We start from the raw sequence: 25,081 nt of genomic DNA on the forward strand, positions 1-25,081 counted from the left end.
AAAAAATGAAGATTTACCAGAAGATACGGGAATACAGTAAGGGAAAAGGAGAAACAATGAGGGATGTTGCAGAAGCCTACGGAGTTACGCCGCAATCCATCCAGCTTTATTTTTCAGGAAAGAATGCAATGCCTCTCAGCTTTTTGGCTTGGTATATTGAAACTCATCCGGAGATTGACCTGTATGCACTGTTCAACAAAGAGCAACAAAGTATTGTTTCTGAACCTAAAGCAACATACAATAAGAAATCTAAAAAACGGGATGTGATCGACAGGATTGTAGCCATTCTGGAAGAAGAGTTATAAATTCCGAATCTGCTTTATTCTGGCATATCCGAAATAATAAACCGATTCCAATATATATGGAAAGCATTATTCATTGATTGCCGTTCCGTATTTTAATTTTGAGGCGGAAGACAGAGCCTTACTTCACCTATTGTATAATTATGTCATATAATCAAATCTCAAATTTTTATTATTGAGATATGGTTCCAGTCTCCTTTACCTTCTGATGCTTTATAAAACATCAGCGGGTTTCCAGACCAATGTTATCACTAAATTTTCTTTACTTTATATTCTAAGTTTCGAGCCTGTAAAAAAAATGTTTAATAAAGCATTGGTTTTATATTTTAGTCAGTTGCTGCTGTTTGCAGGAGCCGAATCCCGGAATCTCACCTATTTTAAAATTCGTAATTATATTGCTTTATTATATTCATAGCCTTGTTAATTATATTAATTTTTTATGATAAAAGTTTTTTTTATGAGTATATTTACTTTTAATAAACTACCTTTATCAGAGAATTTCGAAAACATTAAACTTTTGACAGCATATTATAAGTTTGCTTTTTATATGAATTTTAAAAGAAATAATGAATGTTGAACCATAGTCTTACCTTATAAACGGAAGACAATAAATTCACAGGATTAGTATAATTAATGTTTTTGTTTTTACAAGAAGGAAGTTTATTCATATCAGGCTGAACCTATATTCAGCTGTTTTATTTTTATAGAAAGATTAGAATCTTATTTGGACATGACAAGCAAAATCACAGGTGTAGGAAATTATATACCATCAGAAACCATCACCAATCTATTTTTTGACAAGCATATTTTCCTGAGCGCACAAGGCATTTTGTTAAAAGAGGATAACGCCTCTATTACCAGTAAATTACAAAAGATTACCGGTATTGAGGAAAGAAGATATGCTAACAGCAAACAGGTAACTTCAGACCTCGGTCTTATTGCAGCCCGCTCAGCTATAGAAGATTCAGGAATTGATCCGGAAACTTTAGACTACATTATATTTGCCCACAATTTCGGAGATATACCTTTTGGCAGCATTCAGTCGGATGCGGTGCCCAGCCTTGCTTCGCGGGTAAAGCATCAGTTAAAAATCAAAAATAATTTTTGCGTAGCCTATGATGTATTGTTCGGCTGTCCGGGATGGATTGAAGGAGTTATCCAAGCTCATGCATTTATCAGGTCAGGTATTGCAAAAAAATGTCTTGTTATCGGTGCAGAAACCCTTTCTCGCGTGGTGGATGACCATGACCGTGACAGTATGATCTATGCAGACGGTGCCGGCGCTGTCATCCTGGAAGCTAATGCTGAAGATGATTCCGGGATCAAATCCCATCTTTCCGCTTCATATACACTCAATGAAAAGGATTTTCTTTTTTTCGGGAAATCCTATAATACTGAGAACTGTCCCAATACAAAATACATAAAAATGGACGGAAGAAAAATCTATGAATTCGCTCTTGTCAATGTACCGGATGCTATGAAAAAATGCCTTGATAACAGCGGATATTCCATCAATGACCTGAGCAAAATCATCATCCATCAGGCCAATGAGAAAATGGACGAAGCAATTGTTGAAAGGTTTTACCAGCTTTATGATCTTTCCGCCCCCAAAGATATCATGCCGATGGTAATCAGCAAACTCGGAAACAGCAGTGTGGCCACCATACCTTCTCTTCTGACGATGATCCTGAAAGATGAACTGGAACAACACAGCATTACAAAGAATGATATCGTCCTGTTTGCATCGGTGGGTGCAGGCATGAACATCAATGCGCTTGTGTATAAGTTTTAAATTCAAAGAAAGCGACTGAAATTTATTGATAGCTTTTTCTTTATTACCGGATAAAAAATTAAAAGATTGATCATCCAATAATATGAGATCAATCTTTTTTTTATACTTAAGTTTATTTTTATACTTAAGTTTAATCATTCTAATCAGCAATTTCAAAATAATTTCATCGTTTTTAACAATTTTCCTATCTTCGTTTTTCCCAAAAAAATTACAGTTAATTTATCTCAAGAAAAAGTAAGTATGCCCATTAATGCTTTTCACAGACTGACTCCGATGACGGATTTTGTTATTGAATATTATTCACATGAAGGATATGCCGATCTTCAGACCTTAAAGCTGATGAATAATTATGCGAATTTCCTGAAGAAGCCACTGACCTTGGGAATGTTTGTGCCTGTAGATCAAAAAGGAAATATTTTAAAAGAACCTAAGAATTATTCTTCATGGAAATCTCTTGAACATAACAGGAGAAAAGCAGACCACAGCGTAGGCAGTGCAACTTTTGAGGAATACAAATTGTATCAGAAAGCTGAGCAGAAATGTCTTTTTGAAGGATTTAAAATTGCTTACAACGGGTATTCGGTTGTGAGGATCACGGCATCATATAATGAATCTATTGAACTCTCATTCAATAAAAATGAAAAAATGTTTCAAAATTTCAAAGATGTTGAATCACTCACATATTTTGGAGAAATCTATCTGAATGATATCGCATTAAAAAAACTGGGGCTTACCAACAAATTGTAACCCCTCCAAATTTTATTATTTGGATTTCACCGCCTTTCCATAAACTTCCAAGGCTCTTTTCCTTGCAAAAACATGTTCGACCAAAGGCTCTCTATTCTGGTCTTCCTCATTAAGCCATTGCCGGATATATTTCTGGTCTTTATCAAATTTTTTAGTCTGCTCAGAGGGATTGAACACCCTGAAATAAGGCGCGGCATCGCAGCCGCAACCTGCTGCCCACTGCCAATTCCCGTTATTGGAAGATAATTCATAATCCAGAAGCTTTCCGGCAAAATAGGCTTCTCCCCACCGCCAGTCAATCAAAAGATGCTTTGTAAGAAAACTTGCTACCACCATTCTTACCCTGTTATGCATAAAACCTGTTTCGTTAAGCTGTCGCATTCCAGCATCTACAATAGGATAACCTGTTTTCCCTTCACACCAGAGCATAAATTCCTTTTCATTATTTCTACATTCTATCAGTTCATATTTTTCTTTAAACGGATGGTTTACCACCTTTGGAAAATGATACAGGATCTGCATAAAAAATTCACGCCAGATCAGTTCATTCAGCCAGGTTTCATTATGTTTCAGTGCAAACCGGACACATTTCCTTACAGAAATGGTTCCGAAACGTAATGCTACTCCCAAACGGGTAGTATGGTCCAGACCCGGGAAATTCCTGTACTGATCATAATCATCAATAACTGATGGCTTCAAAGCCGGCTTATTGAAGATAACATCCGTTTTTATAAATCCTATGTCTTTAAGACCGGGAAATTGGGGTGCTTTGTATGAGAGAAAACCGGAGAAATCTGTAGTATAATTTTCAATGGCACCAGATCCTAAAACTTCTTTCCATCTTTTGGAATAAGGTGTGAACACAGTATAAGGAGTTCCGTCCTTTTTAAGAACTTCGTCTTTCTCAAAAATCACCTGGTCTTTGTAACTTTTAAAGCCAATCCGGTTCTTTTCAAGAAAGTTCTCGATTTCAAGATCACGTTTTATAGCGGCAGGTTCATAATCAGTATTTGTGAAAACGGTATGTATCGTATAATCTTTGCTTAACTTCCTGAATATCTCCAAAGGCTTTCCAAGGAAAACACTGAGCCCGCTTTTATATTTTTTTAATTCCTGGTGAATATCTTCCAGAGCCTGGTGAAAGTAATCGACTCTTTTATCAGATTTATCCTCCAGCTTATCAAGGATTTCAGGATCAAAAATAAAAACAGGCAATACTTTCAATCCTGCTTTCAGGGCATTGTAAAGTCCGGCATTGTCTTCAAGCCTTAAGTCTCTTCTGAACCAGAAAATATTGATTTGATTTTCCTTCGTTGCCATACCCTCTTATTTATTAAAGCGTTCTTCCAGAATCTTAAACCGGTAATTAAAAATATGCTCCAGTTTGGACTTCACAAAAAGCTTGTGGGCAATTTCACCAAGAAAACCGAATGGCAATTCGTAATCTACCGTATCTTTCATCAGTACACCGTCTTCATTTTCTATAAATTCATGGTGATGATGCCAGAGTTTATAGGGTCCTTTCTTCTGGAAATCAGTAAAACTTTTATACATATCCACCTGAATGATCTCCGTTTTCCATTTCAATTTGATGCCTAATAAAGGCGAAACAAAATAATCAATGATCATCCCTTTATAAATTTCATCATTATCAAAGTGGGTCAGCACGATGAAATTCATTTCTTTCGGCGTAATTTCTGAGAGGTTGTTGGCAGAGGAAAAAAATTTCCATGCTGTTTTTATATCGCAGTTGAGCTGCTGTTCGCGGTAGAGCTGATGCTTCATTACTTTTATCAGATTGACATGCAATTAGAATACCACATCACGGTAAGAAAATTAAAATGAGTAATTCCTGCAGCCCTTTTAAGAGCTGATAAGTCACTCTGAAGTTTGCTGATACAATAGTTGTACAGCGATTCCATATCTTTAATTGTAAATCCACAGCAGAACAGGCTTTTCAGAATTCTGAACCATCGGATCAATCTCTTTCATAGCATTGTTTGAAACAGTGGGACAGCCCCATCCTTCCGGCGAACCGCCAGGAAACACTTCTTCATCACTCATCAGCTCCCAGGAATGGAAAACAATGAATCTTTTCAATGCATTGGAATTGGTTTACTCCAAACCATGCAGGATGTAATTTATATAAATTCCCCAGTTGCTGTAGCCTCGGTTTCCCAATCTATACTTACCTAAAGATGAAAGGTGGCTCCCGTCTTCATTACTGAATTCCGGATGGTCTTTTGATTCGTCTTTGCTCCACGGATTGGATCCGCAGCCGTGACCGACCAGATATTGTTTTGAAATTTTACCGGATTTAAAATTCCAAATAAAAAAACGTTTCCGGCCGGAATGTATGCTCATGTCGATAAGAATACAGAAATCCGTATTGAATTTATTCACTCTGCAGAAATGAAGTGCTTCTTCCGCCTTGTTTTTTATTTTGCTTGAATTCCTTTGATCTTTTTTAATTGTTGTTTCAGGATATTTATGATTGGCGACATATTCTTTTTTTGATTCCGAATTACAGGAAACCAACATACAACTAAAAAGAAATACTGTTAAAATTCTAATCACTTGATTATTTATAATGCAGGAAAATTCCGTAATCTGTAGGGGTCCAGAACGCAGCTTTTTGGCAGGCTGCCTTAAGGGCATCATTCGTCCATGTATTGCAGGTATACAGAAAACTGTAGGTTCCTTTCGCATCATAGAAAGCATCGTTATCGCCGTATACGGCATTGGTAGGGATCAGCATAAAATGTCCTTTCGCATCTCTGTCAAATTTCTTCTCAACAAATTCAACCAGTTTTTTATACTCGTTACGGCTGATCATGATCATTTTACAGTCATCTCCTTCCTTCATCGTTCTATAATAGGTGCAGTGCATAGCCGATTTGCTCAGCCAGAATGCTGCTTTGAATGCTGTAGAAAACTTCAAATCTGCCCAGGTCGGCGTATCCAGATAAAAGCCCTTATCACCCCAGCCGATACCGACATAGCTGTAATCTGTTTTACGGGATTTTACATTAGTGAAAGGGATTTTGACACTCCAGTCCTGTATATCATTTTTTACAGGCATTACGATATCGGTATGTACCCCGTTTGTATAAATAAATACAGGAATCTCTTTTTTATGTCCGTCATCCTTAGCAGGAACTTCAATAAAAGGAAGGAGATATCCTAATGCGGCATATAAAATAATTATTCCCACAAGAATTCCTAAAGCTTTAAGAATAAGTAATATCATTTTTTTCACAGTCATGTTGCTAATAATAAATTAACGTATAATTTTTATAAAAGTATTTTTATCAACGAAAATTTTCTTTAAATTTAAGTACAAAATATTCACAAATATGAATAAAAACATCAAATCAAACAAAAGATTTAAAGTGAGAGTAAAAACAGCTCCAAAAAGAATCCAGAAAAAACGTTGATTATATCACCTGCATTATTTCTGACATTCAGCTTTAAAAACTTTTCAATAATCTCACTTTCCTTACCCGCAAATGTAAGGGATTCCGCTGACCGTTTTATTCCGGAACCATAAAAAATTCCAGACGGACATTTATCCCCCTAAAATGGTTAATCGGTATTATGTTTTGACTTTCCCAGAAATTCAATATTCCGTTTCAAGCCGGCAAATTTTGTACGTTTTACAGGCGACTTTCTGAAAATTTCTGAAAACAGTTCCTGGGTAAGTTCCTTCCATTCCCCTTTTTTGAAATTCTTTAATGCTTCGTTAGGTTTGAACTTACTCTGATGATTAGGTAATGAAAACCGGTTCCATGGGCATACATCCTGACAGACATCGCAGCCGAACATCCAGTCATCCATTTTATCATGGAAATAATCCGGAATTTCATTTTTCAATTCAATCGTAGCATAAGAAATACATTTGCTTCCGTCCACCAGCTTTTCTGAAACAATAGCGCCTGTGGGGCAGGCATCAATACATTTCCGGCACGTCCCGCAGTGATCTGTAGTTTCATGGTCTGCTGCAAGCTCCAGGTCACAGATAATTTCTGCCAGAAAGTAAAAGGATCCGTTTTGCTTCGTAATCAGGTTCGCATTTTTTCCAACCCAGCCGATTCCGGACTTTCTTGCCCAGCTTCGTTCTAAAACCGGGGCAGAATCTACAAAAACCCGAAATGCAAATTCACCGATCTCTTCCTGCAGTCCTGCAACCATTTCACAGAGAATATCTTTAATCACTTCATGATAATCTTCTGCATACGCATATTTTGAGATCTTAAAATTATCCAGCGTGGAGATTTTTTCTTCCGGGAAATAATTATAAGAAAGAGAAATGACAGATTTAGAACCCTCCACCAACAATCTCGGGTCAAGCCTTTTATCAAAATGGTTTTCCATGTACTGCATTTCGCCATGGAGATTATTCTTCAGCCAGTTTTCCAGCGGCCTGGCGTCTTCCTCCAAAAAATCTGCTTTAGAGATACCACAACTCTGGAATCCAAAACTCTTTGCTTTGGACTTTATAAGTTGTGAATATTTTTCAGCGTTCAAATTCATTATTTTACCTTGCAAAACTAAGATTATTTTATAAATTTGTTTGGGCTTTATCTCATCGAATTACTATATGATTTCTTTCGATCCTATAAGTCCGAATCTTAACCTTAAACAATAATATACATATGTCTTTATCAGAAGTTTTAAAATCAGGAAATTATGAATTAATTGACGTCCGTGAACCTATGGAATTGGAAATGGACGGCCATATCGATGGTGCTAAAAATATTCCTTTAGGTGAAGTAGAAGACCGACAGGATGAAATTTTATCCCTTGAAAAACCGGTTGTAATTTTCTGCAGAAGCGGCAACAGAAGCGGCAAAGCATTGGAATATTTAAATTCACAAGGCTTAAAAGACGGTCATAACGGCGGTGGCTGGGCTGAACTGAAACAAACTATTGAAGCAAATCAGGGAACTTTTTAAAAGTTCCTTTTTTTATTTTAAAAATTTCTTCATGACCCTAAAAGAAAGATTTCTTCATCTCTGCACGCCGTTCACACAAAACCCGGATCTCATTAATCATCTTTGGCTTGAAATTGAGCAAAAGTACAGTGAAAAAAGCAGGTATTACCATACTCTGGAACATCTTGACCTTATGTTTTCAGAGCTTGATCCCGTGAAAGATAAGATTGAAAACTTCATTGGTATTTCTTTCTCTGTATTTTATCATGATATCATTTATGATGCAACATCAAAGTCCAATGAAGAAAAAAGCGCGGAATTTGCAAAATTGAGGTTGCAGCAATTGAATATCGATCAGAATACAATTGCAGAAATTTCAGGTCAGATCCTCGCTACGAAATTACACCAAAGGTCGGATAACAAGGACACCAACTATCTTTTGGATGCCGATCTTTCAATTCTTGGCAAAGATCCGGAGACGTATAGTGATTATACCCAAAAGATCCGGAAAGAATATTCAATATATCCTGATTTGCTGTATAAGCCGGGCAGGAAAAAGGTTTTGAAACATTTTTTAGCCTTAGAACATATCTTTAAAACACCGTATTTCGCAGATCGCTATGAAATTCAGGCGAGGGAAAATATTGTGCTTGAACTTAAAAATATATAATCTAAAACTGATTAACTTTTGTTTTGGATTAAGGCATAAACTACAACGTTGCCTAATCTATTATTTTAATTACTCCTGAAAATATTTAGCCGTCTATTGATATTCGGTTCCTGATAAATTTGGACGCAGCATTCAACACCAGATCCGGAACTTCCTTATGCGGCGTATGCCCGACATGTGGAATAATATATTTTTCCGAGCCTCCGTTCACCTGTGAGACTGTTTTTTCTACCTGATTCAACGTTCCGTATTCATCTTTTTCACCCTGAATAAATAATAGCGGAGCCTGAATATTCTTCAGGAGATATTCAATATTCCAGCTTCTGAAACGGTCGCTTAACCAGATTTCGGTCCAGGCTTTTACGATCATTTCAACCTTGTCACCATGATATTTTGTCAGGCGTTCGGGAAGACTGGTAGTTTGATAAGCTTTTAATGCATCTTTTACTCCTTTTACCGTTACATCCTCCACGAAAATATGTCCGGCTTCACAAATGACTGCTTTTATTTTTTCAGGATATTTTGAGCTTGCTATCAAGGCAATGGTGCCGCCGTCACTGTGGCCGAAAAGAACGGTTTCTTCTATATTTAATTCATTTAACAGATCATTTAGCACATCGGCCTCCGTTTCCATATAATTGTTTTCCCTTTCATGATTAAGCATTGGAAAAGATTTTCCGTAGCCTAAACGGTCATACACCAAAACATTACATTTTACGGCATTGCCTAATGCGGAAGGGAAATCCCTCCAAAGCTGTGTGCATCCTAATGAATCATGTAGAAAGACAAGGGTTGGCTTGTCCTCAAACAAAACATTGTACTCTATATAAAGCCTCCTACCCTTAACATCAATAATCCTTCCTTCCATTAACCTAAAATTACAGAACAGGAACCGTTGCCGCTTTAAATTCTTTTAATAAATTTTCGAAGATTGTTTCTACAGGAAGAACATCATTAATTAAAGCAGAAACCTGGCCGATTTCCAGTTCTCCTTCTTCCATATCTCCTTCAAACATTCCGCGTTTTGCTCGGGCCCTGCCTAAAGAGCTGATTAGAGATTCTTTATTTCTGCCGGTATTATAGATTTCTTCCAGTTCGTTGAAGAATTTATTTTTCACCATTCTCACCGGTGCCAGTTCTTTTAAAGTGAGATGCGTATCGCCTTCCTGAAGTTGCGTAATTTTATTTTTCCAGTTGTTATGGGCACTTGCTTCTATCGTTGCCGCAAAACGGGAACCGATCTGTACTCCGTCAGCTCCAAGGATCATTGCTGCCTTCATTTGGGAACCGAGCGCAATACCACCCGCTGCGATCAGTGGTTTTGAAATATGGCTTTTTACATTCGGAATTAAACACAAAGTGGTTGTTTCATCACGTCCGTTGTGCCCTCCTGCCTCAAAACCTTCGGCAACAACAGCGTCAACGCCTGCTTCTTCGCATTTCATGGCAAATTTTGTAGAGGAAACGACATGGGCTACTTTCAGGCCTTCTTTCTGTAAGGTTTCTGTATAGGTTTTTGGATTTCCGGCAGATGTAAAGACAATTTTCACACCTTCTTCAAGAATGATCTTAATAATTTCATCCAGATTCGGATAAAGCATCGGTACATTTACTCCAAAAGGTTTATCGGTCGCCTGCTTACATTTTCGGATGTTTTCCCTGAGAACATCAGGATACATGCTTCCAGCACCGATTAATCCCAGTCCTCCGCAATTAGAAACCGCCGAAGCAAGCTTCCATCCGGAATGCCAGATCATTCCCGCCTGAATAATAGGATATTGTATGCTGAAAAGTTCTGTAATTCTATTTTTACTTTGCTGCATATCGTGAAGTTTTTTAGCCGAATTAAAATCTATAAAATTGCTCATGCCGTAAAAATACTAAAAACTATAATCTATCAGAAGGCTTAGTCATAAAAAAACCTCCGGAAAATCGGAGGTTTTAATTTATTTTTTAACTGAATCTTTTTTCCAGCTTCCTTTAAAGTTACATGAATCATAACGTCCGTCAATTGAAATAAATGTAATCGGCAGTTTTGAATTCACAAACTTTTCAATCATTTCATTCTTTTTCTTGTTGAGCGCCATCTGCTTGATTCTATCATAATCGGTTTCCAGAGTAATCTGGTGTGCCGGAATTACATCATCGATTTTTACAATCTTCACCACTTTTCTCTTTCTTTCATCTTCATCATCAAAAGCATTGGTAATATCGCCTTTATTTAAACCTGCAAGCTCATAGCTGATCGTTCCCGGAACCGTTTCTCTTTCAATTTTATTAGAACCGTCGGCTCCCGGGATTACACCGGCATTAAACTTTGTTCTTTTATCATCTGAGAATTTAAAAGCGGCATCTTTGAATGTCATTTTCCCGCTTTGGATTAAGCCTCTGATGCTGTCAAGCTTTACTTTTGCTGTTTTTATTTCATCATCAGTAGGAGTAGTCATCAACAGAATATGCCTTGCTTCATAGTTTTTACCTGACTTTTTCACCAATTGAATAAGATGATACCCGAATTCTGATTCCACAGGCTCTGACATTTCCCCTTCCTGAAGGTTTAGTGCGGCTGCTTCAAAAGCTTTAACCATCTGGCCTTTTGAAATATTTTTCATTAAGCCGCCGTTGGCAGCGGAACCAGGGTCTTCAGAGTAGATCCTGGCCTGACTTTCAAAGGTTTCTCCTCCCTCTATATCTTTTTTAATTTTATTAAGCCTGTTGATCAGATCCTGCTTGTGGGCTTCTGTAAGCTTTGGAAACATCATGATCTGTGACAATGATACCTCATCCTTAATTTCAGGCAGCTGCGCTTTATATAAATTATAAAAGTCGGTTACCTCATTTGGTGTAACATCGGCTTTTTCAGTAATTCTCTGGTATTTAGCCTGTCCGTAATATTGATCGGTATCGATTTTCTCAATTGCATTTTTCATTTCGTACCCATTCCTGAATTTGTAAGCAGTCAGCATTGTTTTTTCATCAGGAAACTGGGAAAGAAGCTGTTGATATTTGGCATTAGCCTGTTCTTTGAGGGCAGCAGAACGGTTCTCGATTAATGTATCTTTTCTTGCTTCGTATACCAGAAGTTTATTGTTCAGAAGATTTTCCAGAAACTCACACTTGTCAATATTGGAAGCACCCTGCTGTTTTGCATAATTCATCTGCTCATTCACATCGGATTCCAAAACAATTTCATCTCCGATTACAGCAGCAATACCATCTATCAGATCTCCCTGTTTCAGTTGGGCATTTATGGTATTGGTCCCCATCATCATGATGAAAATTCCAAAAAGAAAAGTGATCTTAAGTTTATTTGTCATTTTACTATTTTAAACAAGTTGCAAATTTAGAATTCTTAATGAATTACACTGTATTTTTTATTATAAATATTTCTTAAAAAGAGGGATCTAACTGAGTTCTATATCAAAAGTTGTCAGTTCTTTAAACTGTTTCAATCTTTTAAACATATCTGCTTCATTTACTTCCTGTATCCTTTCGGTTCCAAATTTCTCAACCGTGAAAGAAGCCATGGCAGAACCCACGATCAGTGCAGATTTCATGGTATCAAAATCGGTCTTTCCTTTTTTAGCAAGATAAGCTGCAAAACCACCGGCAAACGTATCTCCGGCTCCTGTAGGATCAAATACTTCTTCAAGCGGCAGTGCAGGGATAGCAAACACTTTCTCATCATGAAAAAGTAAAGCACCGTGTTCCCCTTTTTTAATAATCACATACTCAGGGCCCATTTCGTGGATTTTTTTAGCTGCTTTAACCAGAGAATATTCTCCAGAAAGCTGTCTTGCCTCCTCATCGTTAATGGTAATGACATCAGTTTTGGCAATCATATCCATTAAAATATCCAACGCGCTGTCCATCCAGAAATTCATGGTATCCAGGATAACCAGTTTCGGGCGGCTTTTCATTTTTTCAAGCACTGAAAGCTGTACGCCCGGATGAAGATTTCCTAATAACAAAATCTCTGCATCCTGCATAGAATCAGGAATCTTCGGGTCAAAGTTTTCAAGAACGTTAACTTCGGTTGCTAAAGTATCTCTTGTATTTAAATCATTGTGATATTTTCCGGACCAGAAGAATGTTTTGCCTTCTTTTACGATCTCGATTCCTTCAATGTTGATGTCTCTGTTTGTAAACATATCGAGATGCTCCTGTGGAAAATCTCCCCCTACAACAGAAACAATTCCGGATTTTACTCCTAAAACGGATGAAGTGATCCCAATATAGGTAGCAGCTCCTCCTAAAATTTTATCTGTCTTACCAAACGGCGTTTCAATAGCATCAAATGCAACACTTCCTACAACTAAAAGTTTCATATTATTTAAAAAATATATTAAAAGTAAATTAATTTTTCCATTCAAAGGTATCAAGAAGGTGTTTCATATCTTTTTTGATATAATCTACCGCAGGAGCCAGTGAATCGGGTTTCGGCCTCGTATTAAAATATAAATATGCCGTTACGAAATGTTTCGTACTGTCTGTAATGTAAAACTGGAGATTTGAGGCACTTTGCCCTTTCAGTTCATAAAAATTCCCGTATACTTTTTTATCCGGATATTCAAAGGATTTCGTATCAATGGCACTTGCCTTAATTGTATGTTCGTAGACCATTTTTTCAGCTTCCCTGATATGATCCGCAAAGTCATTCTTTATAGGGTAATATGTCACAAAAATCTTGGCTTTCATTTTAGGATAGTTCAGGTAATACCAGCAAGGCTTCTTGGCATCAGTGATTTTTGCAAAATCTGAATATTCAAAAGTATAAGAACAGTTGCTTTCAAATTTCTGATATTTAGGTGCGGGATATTCCAGACGAAGTTCTCCGTAAGGCTTCGGAACAGGATCTTTCCCACAGGAGATCAGAAAAAGTGCTGCACAAATAAAAAAGGCATTTTTAAACATTTTGCAAAAGTACAAATTAGATTTCAGATTTTGGAAGACAAATTTCAGGATTTCAATGGGTTTATCCTGTGAAACAGGATCATCAGAATATAATTTAAAGCAAAACAAATAAGCATTAAATTTAACTTCAATTTAATCCAAAGGCTCCGGATTCTAACCTTTCAGATTTAAAAAAATAATTCTTCATTCTTACTCCTGATATAATTCTCCAGTGGCTTTGGAAATGATTTTTCATGAGAATCGGCATCATCGGTAACAATATACTGATTATCAGCAATAAAATCTTCCCAGGCGGTTTGGGAATCTATTTCAACATTAAAGATTTCTATCATTAAATTTTTATGGGTGAGTTTATGATGTACCGTTCTGACACTCTGAATAAAGGGCTTCAGCTCTTCAGGGATTTCAATAGGAAATTCAAATAATTTTTTCCAGATAAAATCATCCTTTCTCTGCTGAATTAAAAACTGACCATTTCTGTGAACAAAATAGTAGGTCAGATGAAGATCCTTGGTCTTTGCTTTTTTTGTTTTCACCGGGAATTCTGAAACCCTGTTTAATGAAAAAGCCAGGCAATCTTCATGCAAAGGGCATTCATGGCAAAGTGGATTTTTAGGTTTACAGATTTCCGAACCGAGATCCATCATGGCCTGGTTGAAATCCCCTACATTTTCAGGCAGAATCAATTGGGCCAATTCGGAAAAATAAGTAAAGGCTTTTGAATTGGATATATCGAAATCATCAGCAAAAACACGGCTTAAAACACGGTAAAAGTTCCCGTCAACCGCAGGCATCTTCCCTCCAAAGCAAATGCTTGAAACGGCAGCAGCGGTATATTTACCCACTCCTTTTAACTTTAAGATTTCCTGATAGTCATGCGGAAATGAGCCGTTATAGTCATTAATGATCTGTTGAGCTGCTTTGTGGATATTAAGGGCTCTGGAATAATACCCCAGTCCTTTCCAGTACAGCAGCACCTCATCTTCTTCAGCTTCTGCCAATACTTTTACATCAGGAAACCTTCTGATAAAATTATTATAGTGATTAAGTCCCTGAGTAATCCGGGTCTGCTGAAAAACGATTTCACATATCCAGATCTTGTAAGGATCTCTGGTCTGCCGGAACGGCAGGTCCCTGGCATTAGTTTTATACCAGGCTAGGAGTTTAGTGCCTACCTGCTGAAAGTTTGAATCTTCTTTTGTCTTTTCCAAAAAGCCGTCTCATTTATATATGCAAAGATAATGTATTTTAATTTTCTTTCTTCACTGAATACACCGGTGCTGCTTTCAGCCATTGGTATTTAAGATGCTTTTCTTTAGCAATGAAACGGTAGCCATTCAGTTTTTTCAGATAGACATACATCTCTCCCGTTTTCAGCTTTAATCTTTGGTTAGACAATATCTGTACAGGGAAATTAACAATAGAATCTCTGGTGGTCTTCAACACCTGTCCGAAAGGGATTTTATAGATAAAAACAGACTGGCCGCGTCCGGAAGAGCTGTCAACCAGTTTTATATCTGATGCAGAAAGCACCATATCGCTTGCATCAAAACATTCCTGTTCATTCATAATGTAAGCCTTCCCTTCCTGCCTTTCGTCTGCAAAAAGATCAATGGAATGTTCATTCTGCAGCTTTTTATCTTCGCAGCTTATTGAAAAGGTCATGAGAAGTACTGGTAAAGAATAAAGCAGTCTGCTTTTCATCTGTATTATTTTTAGTGATTTGGTAGAAAAAAACCGATGTGAATTGCATCGGTTTTTTATTGATAAATATTTTATTCCTGAGTATATTCTGCATCCCATTCATTCCCGTCATCTCCTTTATGCCCGTCTAATTTAATGACAAAACTTTTTGTAGGAAAATAAGGTGTTAAGCGGATATCCAGCCATACTCGGTCTTTATTGACTCTGTCCTGTTCGAATCTGACGATTTTGAATTTCTCGATCAGTTTATCCGGGCCTTTGATATTATCCAAGAACTGAACGACCTGTCTTCTTAAATCATCTTCATTTTTAGCATTCCAGTTTTCGAAAGCTCTTCTGTTCAGGAAATCCAGCAATACTTTGGTAACGTAATCGAATACTCGTACTACAGAGTAGGTTTGTAAGCCAATGTTATCTCCTGTGAATAATGTTTTGGCAGAGAAAGCCATGATTTTTCCGTATTCGTTGACCATAGGAACCAGTCCCATTTTTTCAAGTTGGGATATTTCGCTCTTTTTAAGCTCAAATTTCACGGCATCCACTTCGTTGATATTTCCGTGCTTTTTACCTGCAGCCACCTGGGACATCAATGTTTTATGGATTTTACCTGCCAATGAGGTGGAAGGCGGAAGTTCTACATTTTCCTCCTCTCCTATTTCTTCAGCTTTTCCACGACCTACCAGCCAGTTACATGTCATGATGACATTACTTCTGTGCAGTTCACCACCTGTAAGGTTAGCGGAATGGAACAGGTCTACTACATCATCCGGCTTATCAAGGTTTGCAAAATCCGTAACCATCATTACTTTGTTTTCGTTACAGATTTTAGCCCATTTCTCAATTACTTTATTGGACCCCAGATATCCAGGGATCGCAAGGATGGAATAATTATCTCTAAGATCAAGACGGTCATAGTAATTTTTAAATTCTTCCGCAATGGCATCAATGAAAACCGGATTGTCAAGGTCTGAAACCTGGTTAAGGCTGGCATTAACAATGCTAACGTTATCAACTTTATCCAGCTCGGTATTTTTATAGAATTGCGCAACCGTCCTGTAGTTTGTTTCCAGATCACGAACGGTGTCTAATGTATTTTTAAGGTTAAGCTTTAAATTCTGCTCGGCTGACTGTGCTTTAGCTTTGCACATATCGGCCATTTTATCTGCAGATTCATTACCTTCCAGAAGGTTCACCCAAAGATTTATTTTTTGGAGCAGTTCTTTTCTTTCTTCTGCTTTATTGTTGTCGTTGAGAAAAATTTCTTTTCTTGCTTTTCTTGTCGGGTTCATGTTTGCAATGCCGTCTACAACGGATTCTACAAAACCAAAACCTCCTATTTTATTAAGTTCGGCAACCGGATTGCCTTTTGGCTGACCTCCATGTTGCTGCTGTCCCTGCTGTTGCTGGTTTTCAGCTGCCTGTAATTTACTATCCATGATTAATGTAACGTCTTTAGATTATTTTTCAAGTTCTTGTGCCACTTCTTTTAACACTTCTACGAATGCAGCCCTTGTCTGATCATTTTCCAGCATATTGCGCAGAATTTTATTGGTCTTCAGCTGTCGTACAATTTTATTGTACTGTTCCTGTTCCATGCTGAGCTGCTGTAAATAATCTGATTTTTGGGTAAGACTTTTCGGAGTGAAGTCGCCGAGACTCTGAAAACGGAATTCTTCTTCTACTACATTGCCGTCTTCTGTTTCATGCTGTACGCTTACAGAAGGCTGGAAATACCTGAAGACATCATCCATCGTTTTTAATCCGGTCACAATTTCAGGGACATAAGATTCATCGGTGGTAAGCTGGCTTACGATCAGCGATTTATTTTCCTGTATGTTCTGAATAGCTTCATTAGCGTCCACTTTTATTTCGTTTCCGCCAACGCCATAATTAAACATTGCCATATTATTGTTATTTTGAGATGTTATATTTTGGTGTGAATTGATTTTATCAGCATCAAATAACTGACCAATCCAATGTTTAAATTTAAAAAAAAACTGTAACATAAAAAATTTTGTCAAGGTTTTTATTAAAATATTTAATAATACATTCACATATCAACCATATCAATATTTGAATGTAGTCACTAAACTAGAAAAAATAAAACAAAAAAACGCATCATTTCCGATGCGTTTTTTAATTCTGTTCATTTTAATCCAGCTTACCAGATTTTTATTCTTTCTTCAGGTGCTTTGTACATTTTGTCTCCCGGCTTAATATCGAATGCTTTAATGAAGGCATCCTGATTCACCAATGGGCCGAAAGCCCTGAACATACCCGGAGAATGCGGATCTGTTTTCACCTGATTGGTCATATACTGGTCAGTAGATTTAGTTCTCCAGACCGTTGCCCAGCTCATAAAGAAACGCTGGTCCTGCGTAAACCCGCTGATCAAACCCGGATTCCCATGATCTTTAAGATACATCTGAAGGGCATCGTAAGCAACTGCCACACCACCTAAGTCACCGATATTTTCACCGCTGGTAAACTTACCGTTGACAAAGCTCCCTTTTACAGGTTCGTAAGTGCTGTACTGTGCGGCCAGCTGGCCTACTTTTGCATCAAAGTTTTTACGGTCTTCGTCAGTCCACCAGTTGTTAAGGTTTCCATCTCCGTCGAATCTTGAACCGCTGTCATCGAAGCCATGGGAAATTTCATGACCGATTACCGCTCCTATTCCGCCGAAGTTTACAGCTGCATCTGCTTTCGGATTGTAGAAAGGCGGCTGAAGGATGGCGGCAGGAAAAACAATCTCGTTATTTGAACCGTTGTAATAGGCATTTACGGTCTGCGGAGTCATTCCCCATTCTGTTCTGTCCACAAGCTTTCCTATTTTATCCAGACTTCTCTGGTATTGCCATGCGGAAACATTCTGAAGATTGGAATATAAAGTGGCCCCCTGTTTCGGAGCTTCGACTTTCAACATACTGTAATCTTTCCATTTGTCGGGATATGCGATCTTCACCGTGAACTTTGACAATTTCTCCTGAGCTTTTACTTTGGTAGCCGGAGACATCCAGTCCATATCATCGATGTGGGTCTTAAATGATTTTAAAATGTAATCGATATAAGTTTCCATCTGCTGTTTTGCTTCAGGCGTAAAATATTTCTCAACATACAGTTTCCCGAATGCTTCGCCAAGAACACCGTTCACCAAAGAAAGTCCTCTTTTATTCATCGGGCGCTGTTCCTTCTGGCCCTGAAGATATTTGGAATAAAAATCAAACCTGATCTGTTCTAAATTTTCATCCAGATTGCTTGCATTGCCGTTAATCAAATGATATTTAAGATAATCCTTCAGCAATGGCAGGTTTTTCTGTGTAAGGAAAGAATCCATATTCTGATAATACTTCAGCTCTCCAACGATCACTTTATCGGTATTGACTCCTGCTTCTTTCAGATATTTGGCAAGATTGATATTTTTAACCAAAGCAGGCAGCTCTGATACATTTTTAGGATTGTATCTGAGATTTGCGTCTCTGTTCTGCTCAAGGGTCAGCAGATAATTAGCCAGCTGTTTTTCAAAATCAACGACATTTTTTGCTGCTGCATCATTGTTTTTATATCCTAAAACACCAAATAATTTTCCGACATACATCTGGTATTCTGCCAAAGTTTTGGTATTGGCCTCGTTTACTTTCTGGTAATAATCCCTTCCTAGACCCAAATCAGGACCGCCAAGATACACCGCATTCATTTTAGAGTTTTTCATGTCTGCTCCCACTCGCCATCCGTAGAATGAATTATCACCCAGTTTCGTAGCTTCTAACAAATATTTCTGAAGATCTTTAAGGTTTTTAATAGCATCAATTTTTGCCAGATCTCCTTTAATAGGAGCTAAACCTTCGGCGTTCCTTTTATCGGTATCCATAAAAGAAGCATACAGGTTCTGGATTTTCTGACCTTCTGAACCCGGCGTATAATTTTCAGATAAAATTTTATTTAAAATATCAAGGGAAGCATCATCTACATTTTCCCTCAGAGCATTAAAAGATCCCCAGCTCGCTTTATCAGAAGGAATCTGAGTGGTTTTCACCCAATTTCCGTTTACATAACTGAAAAAGTCATCCTGAGGTCTAACGCTTTTATCCATGTATGATAAATTAATGCCCTCTTCTTTTGTTTCTTCTTTCACAGGTTCTGCATCTACTTCTTTAACGGTCTCCGGTTTCTGATTAGCGGCATTTTTTGCCGTACCGCATGAATTTAGAAATACCAACCCTAAAAAGGCAAGTATTCCGATATTTAACTTTTTCATTGAACTATTTTTGATTTTACACAACTTATCAAATATACGAATTATGATGATAACTTATCACCCATACATGAGTAATGGTAAAAGTCTGGTATGTAAAGTTTGTCATTTGTCAGATCTGTAAGATCATTTGTTTGAGGTTTTTAAATATATTTTTGGATTTAAAAATGAAGGTAACACGGTCAATTCAAAAATCTCAGCTACCGGTTATAAAAAAACCGCTCATTGCTGAGCGGTTTACTATCTTATGGTCAATGACTACCAGATTTTGATTCTGTCAGCCGGTTTTTTATACAATTTGTCACCTTCTTTCACATCAAATGCTTTATAGAAAGCGTCTACATTGGTTAACGGACCGAAGCTCCTGAAATATCCCGGAGAATGCGGATCTGTCTTCACCTGGTTTACCATGTATTTTTCACTTGATAACGTTCTCCAAACCGTTGCCCAGCTCAGGAAGAAACGCTGATCCTGCGTGTAACCGCTGATCGGCCCTGGATTTCCTTTATCTTTTAAGTACATCTGCAATGCATCATAAGCGATGTTCACCCCTCCTAAATCTGCGATATTTTCGCCATTAGTGAAGGTTCCGTTAACATTGGTTCCTTTTACAGGCTCATATTTATCATATTGAGAAGCCAATGCTTTCGTAGCTTTTTCAAAGTTGGCTTTGTCTTCCGGAGTCCACCAGTCTACTAAGTTTCCGTCTGCATCAAACTGTGCACCCGAATCATCAAATCCGTGGCTCATTTCGTGACCGATCACAGCACCGATACCTCCGAAATTAACGGCTGCATCTGCTTTAGGATTGAAGAACGGCGGCTGAAGAATAGCAGCCGGGAAAACGATTTCATTGTTTACCGGATTATAGTATGCATTTACCGTTTGCGGTGTCATTCCCCATTCTGTTTTATCCACCGGCTTCCCGATTTTTGCAAGGTCTTTGTTATATTGCCATTCTGTAATATTCTGAAGGTTGCCGTATAAACTTCCTCCTTTTGATTCAGGAATGATGGTTAATTTGGAATAGTCTTTCCATTTATCCGGATAAGCAACTTTTACCGTGAACTTATTCAGCTTTTCCATTGCTTTTACCTTTGTTGTAGAAGACATCCAAGCTAGATTATTGATGTGAACGGCAAAGCTTTTCTTTAAATAGTCGATAAGCTCAACCATCTGCGCTTTTGCTTCAGCAGGGAAATATTTATCAACGTATAGTTTTCCGAAAGCTTCACCTAAAGTTCCGTTGATCAGTTCATATCCTCTTTTGTTTAAAGCTCTCTGTTCCTGCTGGCCTCTTAAATATTTACCGTAGAAAGCAAATCTCGTATCGCCCAGTTTTTCGCTTAAATAAGAAGCGCTTCCGTGGATCATGTGAAATTTAAGATAATCTTTGATCACAGGAAGGTTCTGTGTGTTGATAAATTTATCCAGGTTTTTGTAATACCCCAGTTCTCCGATGATTACTTTATCTGTATTCACCCCGACTTTCTTAAGATAGCCCGGAAGATCGACATTTTTCACCAATGCTGAAAGCTGAGCCATCGTCTCAGGATTATACTGAAGCGTGTTGTCACGGCTTTGCTCATTGGTCAGGTAAGTTTGAGCAATGCTTTTTTCGTAGTCTACGATACCTTTTGCAGCAGCATCAGCATTTTTATATCCCAATTCCTTCAGCATAGAAGACACATATTTGGTATATTCTGCAAGAGCTTCGGTATTTTTTTCGTTTACTTTCTGATAATAGTCTCTTCCTAATCCAAGAGAGGCATTACCTAAATATACGGCATTCATTTTAGAGTCTTTCAGATCTGCATCAACACCCCATCCGTAGAATGTATTTTCACCGTCCTTGGTTACGGAAACTAAATAATTCTGAAGGTCTGTAAGATTTTTAATTGCATCAATTTTATTCAGATTTGCCTGAATCGGTTTGATACCGTCAGCATTTCTCTTCTGCATATTCATATAGGTAGCATATAGATCCTGGATCTTCTTCCCTTCTGTTCCGTCTGCAAATTTATCTTTAAGAAGAGAATTCAGAATGGTCATTGAATTATTATCCGTATCATCAGCCAGTTTGTTGAAACTTCCCCAGGTTGGTTTATCAGAAGGGATCTTGGCTGTTTTCATCCAGGTCCCGCTTACATAGTTATAAAAATCATCCTGAGGACGAACTGATTTATCCATCAGACTAAGATCCAGACCGTTGTCTGTAGCCTGAGCGCTCACGTTCTGTGAACAGATCCCTGCCAATACAAGCAGAGAAAGCGTTAATTTTTTCATTATAATTTCAATTTATACAATAAGTATATTATTTTTTAAATTCGTTACGATCAGATTAACAAATTTAAACAAATATCAGGAAGCAGGCATTTCTTTTACATTTCCTGTTCTTTTCAGGAATCCCCAGGACTGCATTTCTCCCTTCAGTGCACGCCTTAAGCTTCTGAACAAAACAATATACATCAGCCATCTGTACCCGAACCGCTGCGGAATAATGTAAAACAAGTTCCCCATTTTTTCTTTCTGCATGATAAATGCCAGTATCGCCAGCGAGGCATCGACAAAAAGAAATAAGAGATAATAAATGAATATTTTACCACCGTTCCCTGATAATAACCCTAAAAACATAATAACATCTGCCAACGGGGAAAAGAAAGGGATAATATATTGAAACAGCAGTATATTCGGCATCGCCCAGATCCCGAGGCCTTTATAATCTGTATTCAGGAAGGTCTGTTTCTGCTTCCAGAACATCTGCATTATTCCGTAAGTCCATCTGAAACGCTGTTTCAGAAACTGTTTAACGGTTTCAGGAGCTTCAGTAATCGCAACCGCCCTGTTTTCATTGGCAATGGTGTAGCCTTTCTTTAAAATTTTTACCGTAACGTCACAGTCTTCTGCTAACGTATCGGACGAATATCCACCTACCTCTTCAAGGGCCGATTTTTTGAAGGCACCGATTGCGCCAGGTATAACAGTCACTGCATTAATATAAGCATACGCAAGCCTGTCGAAATTCTGGCTGGTCGTATATTCAATAGACTGCCATCTTGTAAGCCAGTTCACCGAGTTTCCCACTTTTACATTTCCGGCTACGGCAGCAATTTTCTCCTCAGGATTGGAGTTTAAGAATCTTGCTATTAAATATTTTACCGCATTATGGCCAAGCTTAGTATCGGCGTCGATGCATACGACATATTCCGCATCGGTCTGGGAAATTCCAAAATTTAACGCCGTGGCTTTTCCTCCGTTCGGTTTTGTGAAAATTTTAAGCTTCGGATGATCTGAGAATGCTGCCTTTGCCTTTTCATACGTTGAATCTGTACTGCCGTCATCTACCAGAATCACATCAAAATCCGGATAGGTCTGGTTTAATAAGTTTTTCAGCGATGAAACAATATTAACCTCTTCATTATAAGCAGGGACAATAATTGACACTTTAGGATAAACCTCTAAAACGGGAAAGCTTCCCAATTGTTTTTCTTTTTTCCTTTCTTTAAAAGCCCAGTACATCATCATCAGCAATCTAATGAGGCCCAATGCAATAAAAACAGCAAAGAGAGCCACCAAGAAACGGCTGATTCCATAAATAACAGTTGCCAGCACCAGGTTCAGCTGCATGATATAATACGATTTTGTTTTCGGAATTTCCGGCATCAGTTCAGCTTTGCTTTTATGGAGAATGGTAGACAGGTTGGTAAAATGATATCCCTGTTTCTGTAAGGCAGGAATCAGGATTTTGAGTGCTTTTACAGTTTCTTCCCGCGTATCACCGCCGGCATCATGGAGCAGGATAATGTTCCCTTTTCGCTGATGTAATCCTTCCATCACGCGTTTTACAATTTCATCCGACTTTATACCGGGCTGCCAGTCTTCAGGGTCAATGTTTTCGCCGATATCAAGATAATTCTGTTTTCTGGCCAAAGCAACCGGTATGATTTCTTCCGGAGTCGTAGGCTCGGAATCTGCGTTATAAGGTGCCCTGAACAATATGGTGCTGTGACCCGTCACACACTCGATCAGGAGTCGGGTAAGCTTTAGTTCCAGCAAAGCTCTTTCCGGGCTTACTTTAGCTACATTTTCGTGGGTAAAAGTATGGTTCCCGATCTCATGCCCTTCCCTGTAAATTCTTTTTACCAGCGGAAGATTTTTTTCTGCATTAAGACCCACTAAAAAGAATGCTGCCGGCACATGATATTTGGATAAAACATCCAGTATCTGAGGTGTATAAGTCTCGTCGGGGCCGTCATCAAATGTCAGGACGAGTTCTTTGTCAGGAGCTTCGCCGTATTTTTTCACTTCATAGGAACTTGGATATGTTTTATAGGTTTCATCCGTAATGATTTTTTCTTTCGGATCTATTTCGAGTTCAATTTTTCCGTCATGCGGGGTATTCAAGACATCGAGGACTTCACCGTCACCAATATAATCAACCATCGTCTGCCCTTTTACATTCTCAAGGCTTTTCAAATTTAATTTTGACAAGCCTTCAAAAGTCAAATCTTTATCATAGAAATTCCAGATCCTGCTGTCTTCGCTCCCCAATCTCCAGACTGCAGTTCCCGCCAGGGGATATTCCGAAGAAAAACGCATGGTATTGAAAATAGATGCCGCATCGTTAAAAAATACCGTGTGGGTATTGTTTTTTGAATCGGTGTAGGAATAGTTTAAATTGAATGTATTGTCATCAAAATTAATAACCGCTTTACTGGCGCTCGCTTTTGTAATTGCTTCCATATAAGTAACGGACGTGTTATCTTCCTTATCACTGCTCCAGTCATATCCATAGGCTCCCAATCCCAGGATAATTTTATTAGGTGTTGTTTCCTGAAGGATTTTGCCGGCTTGTGATTCGATCCATTTTTGGGAAGATACCGGCCCTGCATCGCTCTCCACAGCATATTCATCATACGCCATCAATACAAAATAGTCGACATACGGATTGAGCTTCTGAATATTATAATCATCATTATCCGCCGCAATATCCATAGTCACCAGCAAATTATTCTCTTTAAAGGTAAGTGACAGTTCTTTCATGAAATCAATAAGGTATTCATCAGAATCCAGGTTCATGCTTTCAAAGTCAATATTAATTCCTTTAAATTTAAGCTTTACACATTGCTGAGCAATCTTTTTGATGAGCATGGTTCTCCTCTGAGGATCTTTCAATACTTTCGCAAGGCCTTCAGAACGGAATTCCTGTTCAAAATTATTACTCAGCATGGGCATTGCAGCTATTCCGGCTCTTCTGATGATTTTATAGCCTTCCGCATCTACATTCGTTTTTAAGTCCCCGCTTTTAGGATCAATAAAAAACCATTCCGGGAAAACCAGATTGATATGTTTAATATTCCTTTTGAGAGACATTAAGGACTGCGGATCCCAGGCGACGTAGAATGCAGAACGGATTCCCCCGGGAAACTGTGCCCAGTCCCGGTTCTGGTTTTTAAGCCTCTCTGCCTTTGCTTTTTCTATTTTGGCCAGATTGGTATGGATGGCTTTCTCAGAAATAAAGTTCCTGAAACCTTTATATTCTTTTGAGATCTTATTTTCCTGAAGATAAGGCTTGCTTGCCGTAATAACTGCTTTGTAATCTTCTTTAAAAGGAATTTTAGGGCTCCTGTCGAATTTCATCATTACTCCCAGTGCAATAAGGAGCAGTACCGCTACGAAAATAAATATTCTTGATCCCCATTTCACGTTTCTCCAGCGTTTTTTGCTGTCAGTCTGAAAGATTTGCTTTGAGTTTTCCACCTC

21 protein-coding genes and 1 pseudogene are annotated in these 25,081 nt (G+C 38.1%); 5 read left to right on the forward strand and 17 right to left on the reverse strand.

Annotation, left to right across the window (positions count from 1 at the left end):
- Window positions 1-5: 5 nt before the first annotated feature.
- The 3 genes from MKJ01_RS04645 (at window position 6) to MKJ01_RS04655 (ending at window position 2,841) form a co-directional block, all read left to right on the forward strand.
- The gene (locus tag MKJ01_RS04645) at window positions 6-305 is read left to right on the forward strand and encodes a helix-turn-helix transcriptional regulator (protein WP_241612117.1); all 300 of its coding nucleotides are present in this window, start codon (window positions 6-8) and stop codon (window positions 303-305) included.
- 727 nt (window positions 306-1,032) lie between these two features.
- Window positions 1,033-2,094 carry a 3-oxoacyl-ACP synthase III family protein gene (locus MKJ01_RS04650; protein WP_241612119.1) on the forward strand — a complete coding sequence of 354 codons (1,062 nt, stop codon included), beginning with the start codon at window positions 1,033-1,035 and terminating at the stop codon, window positions 2,092-2,094.
- Window positions 2,095-2,334: 240 nt separating this feature from the next.
- The gene (locus tag MKJ01_RS04655; RefSeq protein ID WP_241612121.1) at window positions 2,335-2,841 is read left to right on the forward strand and encodes a hypothetical protein; all 507 of its coding nucleotides are present in this window, start codon (window positions 2,335-2,337) and stop codon (window positions 2,839-2,841) included.
- Window positions 2,842-2,856: 15 nt separating this feature from the next.
- On the opposite strand, the gene MKJ01_RS04660 is transcribed toward MKJ01_RS04655, so the two are convergent.
- The 5 genes and pseudogenes from MKJ01_RS04660 to queG form a co-directional block, all read right to left on the reverse strand.
- On the reverse strand, window positions 2,857-4,161 hold the full coding sequence (locus tag MKJ01_RS04660) for a deoxyribodipyrimidine photo-lyase (protein WP_241612123.1): 1,305 nt from the start codon (window positions 4,159-4,161) through the stop codon (window positions 2,857-2,859).
- Between the two features lie 6 nt (window positions 4,162-4,167).
- Entirely contained in the window at window positions 4,168-4,626 is a 459-nt protein-coding gene (locus MKJ01_RS04665; RefSeq protein WP_241612124.1) for an SRPBCC family protein, read from the reverse strand.
- Between the two features lie 141 nt (window positions 4,627-4,767).
- Window positions 4,768-5,502: pseudogene (locus MKJ01_RS04670) on the reverse strand (murein L,D-transpeptidase catalytic domain-containing protein).
- The gene (locus tag MKJ01_RS04675; RefSeq protein ID WP_241632509.1) at window positions 5,423-6,100 is read right to left on the reverse strand and encodes a TIGR02117 family protein; all 678 of its coding nucleotides are present in this window, start codon (window positions 6,098-6,100) and stop codon (window positions 5,423-5,425) included. Before MKJ01_RS04675 ends, MKJ01_RS04670 begins: the two are co-directional and overlap by 80 nt.
- A gap of 326 nt (window positions 6,101-6,426) precedes the next feature.
- Window positions 6,427-7,374 carry a tRNA epoxyqueuosine(34) reductase QueG gene (queG, locus tag MKJ01_RS04680; protein ID WP_241612127.1) on the reverse strand — a complete coding sequence of 316 codons (948 nt, stop codon included), beginning with the start codon at window positions 7,372-7,374 and terminating at the stop codon, window positions 6,427-6,429.
- Window positions 7,375-7,496: 122 nt separating this feature from the next.
- Here queG and MKJ01_RS04685 point away from each other — a divergent pair, with 122 nt between their 5' ends.
- On the forward strand, window positions 7,497-7,796 hold the full coding sequence (locus MKJ01_RS04685) for a rhodanese-like domain-containing protein (protein WP_241612129.1): 300 nt from the start codon (window positions 7,497-7,499) through the stop codon (window positions 7,794-7,796).
- A gap of 31 nt (window positions 7,797-7,827) precedes the next feature.
- A complete protein-coding gene (locus MKJ01_RS04690; protein ID WP_241612130.1) occupies window positions 7,828-8,445 on the forward strand; it encodes a hypothetical protein in 618 nt (205 codons plus the stop codon).
- 85 nt (window positions 8,446-8,530) lie between these two features.
- On the opposite strand, the gene MKJ01_RS04695 is transcribed toward MKJ01_RS04690, so the two are convergent.
- From MKJ01_RS04695 to MKJ01_RS04750, 12 genes are all read right to left on the reverse strand, one after another.
- Window positions 8,531-9,313, reverse strand: a complete 783-nt coding sequence (locus tag MKJ01_RS04695; RefSeq protein WP_241612132.1) for an alpha/beta fold hydrolase — start codon at window positions 9,311-9,313, stop codon at window positions 8,531-8,533.
- A gap of 10 nt (window positions 9,314-9,323) precedes the next feature.
- Complete coding sequence (locus MKJ01_RS04700) at window positions 9,324-10,268, reverse strand: nitronate monooxygenase family protein (RefSeq protein ID WP_241632516.1); 945 nt, start codon at window positions 10,266-10,268, stop codon at window positions 9,324-9,326.
- A gap of 123 nt (window positions 10,269-10,391) precedes the next feature.
- On the reverse strand, window positions 10,392-11,762 hold the full coding sequence (locus tag MKJ01_RS04705) for a peptidylprolyl isomerase (RefSeq protein ID WP_241612136.1): 1,371 nt from the start codon (window positions 11,760-11,762) through the stop codon (window positions 10,392-10,394).
- Between the two features lie 87 nt (window positions 11,763-11,849).
- Window positions 11,850-12,773 (reverse strand): PfkB family carbohydrate kinase, encoded by a 924-nt coding sequence (locus MKJ01_RS04710; protein ID WP_241612138.1) that lies wholly within the window; start codon window positions 12,771-12,773, stop codon window positions 11,850-11,852.
- A gap of 28 nt (window positions 12,774-12,801) precedes the next feature.
- Window positions 12,802-13,359: a gliding motility lipoprotein GldD gene (gene gldD, locus MKJ01_RS04715; RefSeq protein ID WP_241612140.1), complete on the reverse strand. Its 558-nt coding sequence runs from the start codon at window positions 13,357-13,359 to the stop codon at window positions 12,802-12,804.
- A 167-nt stretch (window positions 13,360-13,526) separates the two neighbouring features.
- Window positions 13,527-14,570, reverse strand: coding sequence for an A/G-specific adenine glycosylase (gene mutY, locus MKJ01_RS04720; RefSeq protein WP_241612142.1), 1,044 nt, complete (start codon window positions 14,568-14,570; stop codon window positions 13,527-13,529).
- A 37-nt stretch (window positions 14,571-14,607) separates the two neighbouring features.
- Window positions 14,608-15,063: a hypothetical protein gene (locus MKJ01_RS04725; RefSeq protein ID WP_241612144.1), complete on the reverse strand. Its 456-nt coding sequence runs from the start codon at window positions 15,061-15,063 to the stop codon at window positions 14,608-14,610.
- Window positions 15,064-15,134: 71 nt separating this feature from the next.
- Entirely contained in the window at window positions 15,135-16,499 is a 1,365-nt protein-coding gene (locus tag MKJ01_RS04730) for a DUF5458 family protein (protein ID WP_241612146.1), read from the reverse strand.
- A 21-nt stretch (window positions 16,500-16,520) separates the two neighbouring features.
- Window positions 16,521-16,967 (reverse strand): type VI secretion system contractile sheath small subunit, encoded by a 447-nt coding sequence (locus MKJ01_RS04735; protein ID WP_241612148.1) that lies wholly within the window; start codon window positions 16,965-16,967, stop codon window positions 16,521-16,523.
- Window positions 16,968-17,224: 257 nt separating this feature from the next.
- Window positions 17,225-19,321, reverse strand: coding sequence for a M13 family metallopeptidase (locus MKJ01_RS04740; protein WP_241612149.1), 2,097 nt, complete (start codon window positions 19,319-19,321; stop codon window positions 17,225-17,227).
- Window positions 19,322-19,576: 255 nt separating this feature from the next.
- Entirely contained in the window at window positions 19,577-21,604 is a 2,028-nt protein-coding gene (locus MKJ01_RS04745) for a M13 family metallopeptidase (protein WP_241612151.1), read from the reverse strand.
- A gap of 75 nt (window positions 21,605-21,679) precedes the next feature.
- Window positions 21,680-25,078, reverse strand: coding sequence for a polysaccharide deacetylase family protein (locus MKJ01_RS04750; RefSeq protein ID WP_241612154.1), 3,399 nt, complete (start codon window positions 25,076-25,078; stop codon window positions 21,680-21,682).
- Window positions 25,079-25,081: the final 3 nt, after the last annotated feature.

This window comes from Chryseobacterium sp. SSA4.19 (assembly GCF_022601875.1).
Lineage (GTDB): Bacteria > Bacteroidota > Bacteroidia > Flavobacteriales > Weeksellaceae > Chryseobacterium.

Bases quoted from the DNA above. Each gene is read 5' to 3' on its own strand.
- MKJ01_RS04730 (WP_241612146.1), bottom strand. From the start codon at position 16,499: ATGGATAGTAAATTACAGGCAGCTGAAAACCAGCAACAGCAGGGACAG.
- MKJ01_RS04735 (WP_241612148.1), bottom strand. From the start codon at position 16,967: ATGGCAATGTTTAATTATGGCGTTGGCGGAAACGAAATAAAAGTGGAC.
- MKJ01_RS04645 (WP_241612117.1), top strand. From the start codon at position 6: ATGAAGATTTACCAGAAGATACGGGAATACAGTAAGGGAAAAGGAGAA.
- MKJ01_RS04700 (WP_241632516.1), bottom strand. From the start codon at position 10,268: ATGCAGCAAAGTAAAAATAGAATTACAGAACTTTTCAGCATACAATAT.
- queG (WP_241612127.1), bottom strand. From the start codon at position 7,374: ATGAATTTGAACGCTGAAAAATATTCACAACTTATAAAGTCCAAAGCA.
- MKJ01_RS04660 (WP_241612123.1), bottom strand. From the start codon at position 4,161: ATGGCAACGAAGGAAAATCAAATCAATATTTTCTGGTTCAGAAGAGAC.
- gldD (WP_241612140.1), bottom strand. From the start codon at position 13,359: ATGTTTAAAAATGCCTTTTTTATTTGTGCAGCACTTTTTCTGATCTCC.
- MKJ01_RS04740 (WP_241612149.1), bottom strand. From the start codon at position 19,321: ATGAAAAAGTTAAATATCGGAATACTTGCCTTTTTAGGGTTGGTATTT.
- MKJ01_RS04655 (WP_241612121.1), top strand. From the start codon at position 2,335: ATGCCCATTAATGCTTTTCACAGACTGACTCCGATGACGGATTTTGTT.
- MKJ01_RS04705 (WP_241612136.1), bottom strand. From the start codon at position 11,762: ATGACAAATAAACTTAAGATCACTTTTCTTTTTGGAATTTTCATCATG.
- MKJ01_RS04710 (WP_241612138.1), bottom strand. From the start codon at position 12,773: ATGAAACTTTTAGTTGTAGGAAGTGTTGCATTTGATGCTATTGAAACG.
- MKJ01_RS04665 (WP_241612124.1), bottom strand. From the start codon at position 4,626: ATGAAGCATCAGCTCTACCGCGAACAGCAGCTCAACTGCGATATAAAA.
- MKJ01_RS04650 (WP_241612119.1), top strand. From the start codon at position 1,033: ATGACAAGCAAAATCACAGGTGTAGGAAATTATATACCATCAGAAACC.
- MKJ01_RS04725 (WP_241612144.1), bottom strand. From the start codon at position 15,063: ATGAAAAGCAGACTGCTTTATTCTTTACCAGTACTTCTCATGACCTTT.
- MKJ01_RS04690 (WP_241612130.1), top strand. From the start codon at position 7,828: ATGACCCTAAAAGAAAGATTTCTTCATCTCTGCACGCCGTTCACACAA.
- MKJ01_RS04685 (WP_241612129.1), top strand. From the start codon at position 7,497: ATGTCTTTATCAGAAGTTTTAAAATCAGGAAATTATGAATTAATTGAC.
- MKJ01_RS04745 (WP_241612151.1), bottom strand. From the start codon at position 21,604: ATGAAAAAATTAACGCTTTCTCTGCTTGTATTGGCAGGGATCTGTTCA.
- MKJ01_RS04695 (WP_241612132.1), bottom strand. From the start codon at position 9,313: ATGGAAGGAAGGATTATTGATGTTAAGGGTAGGAGGCTTTATATAGAG.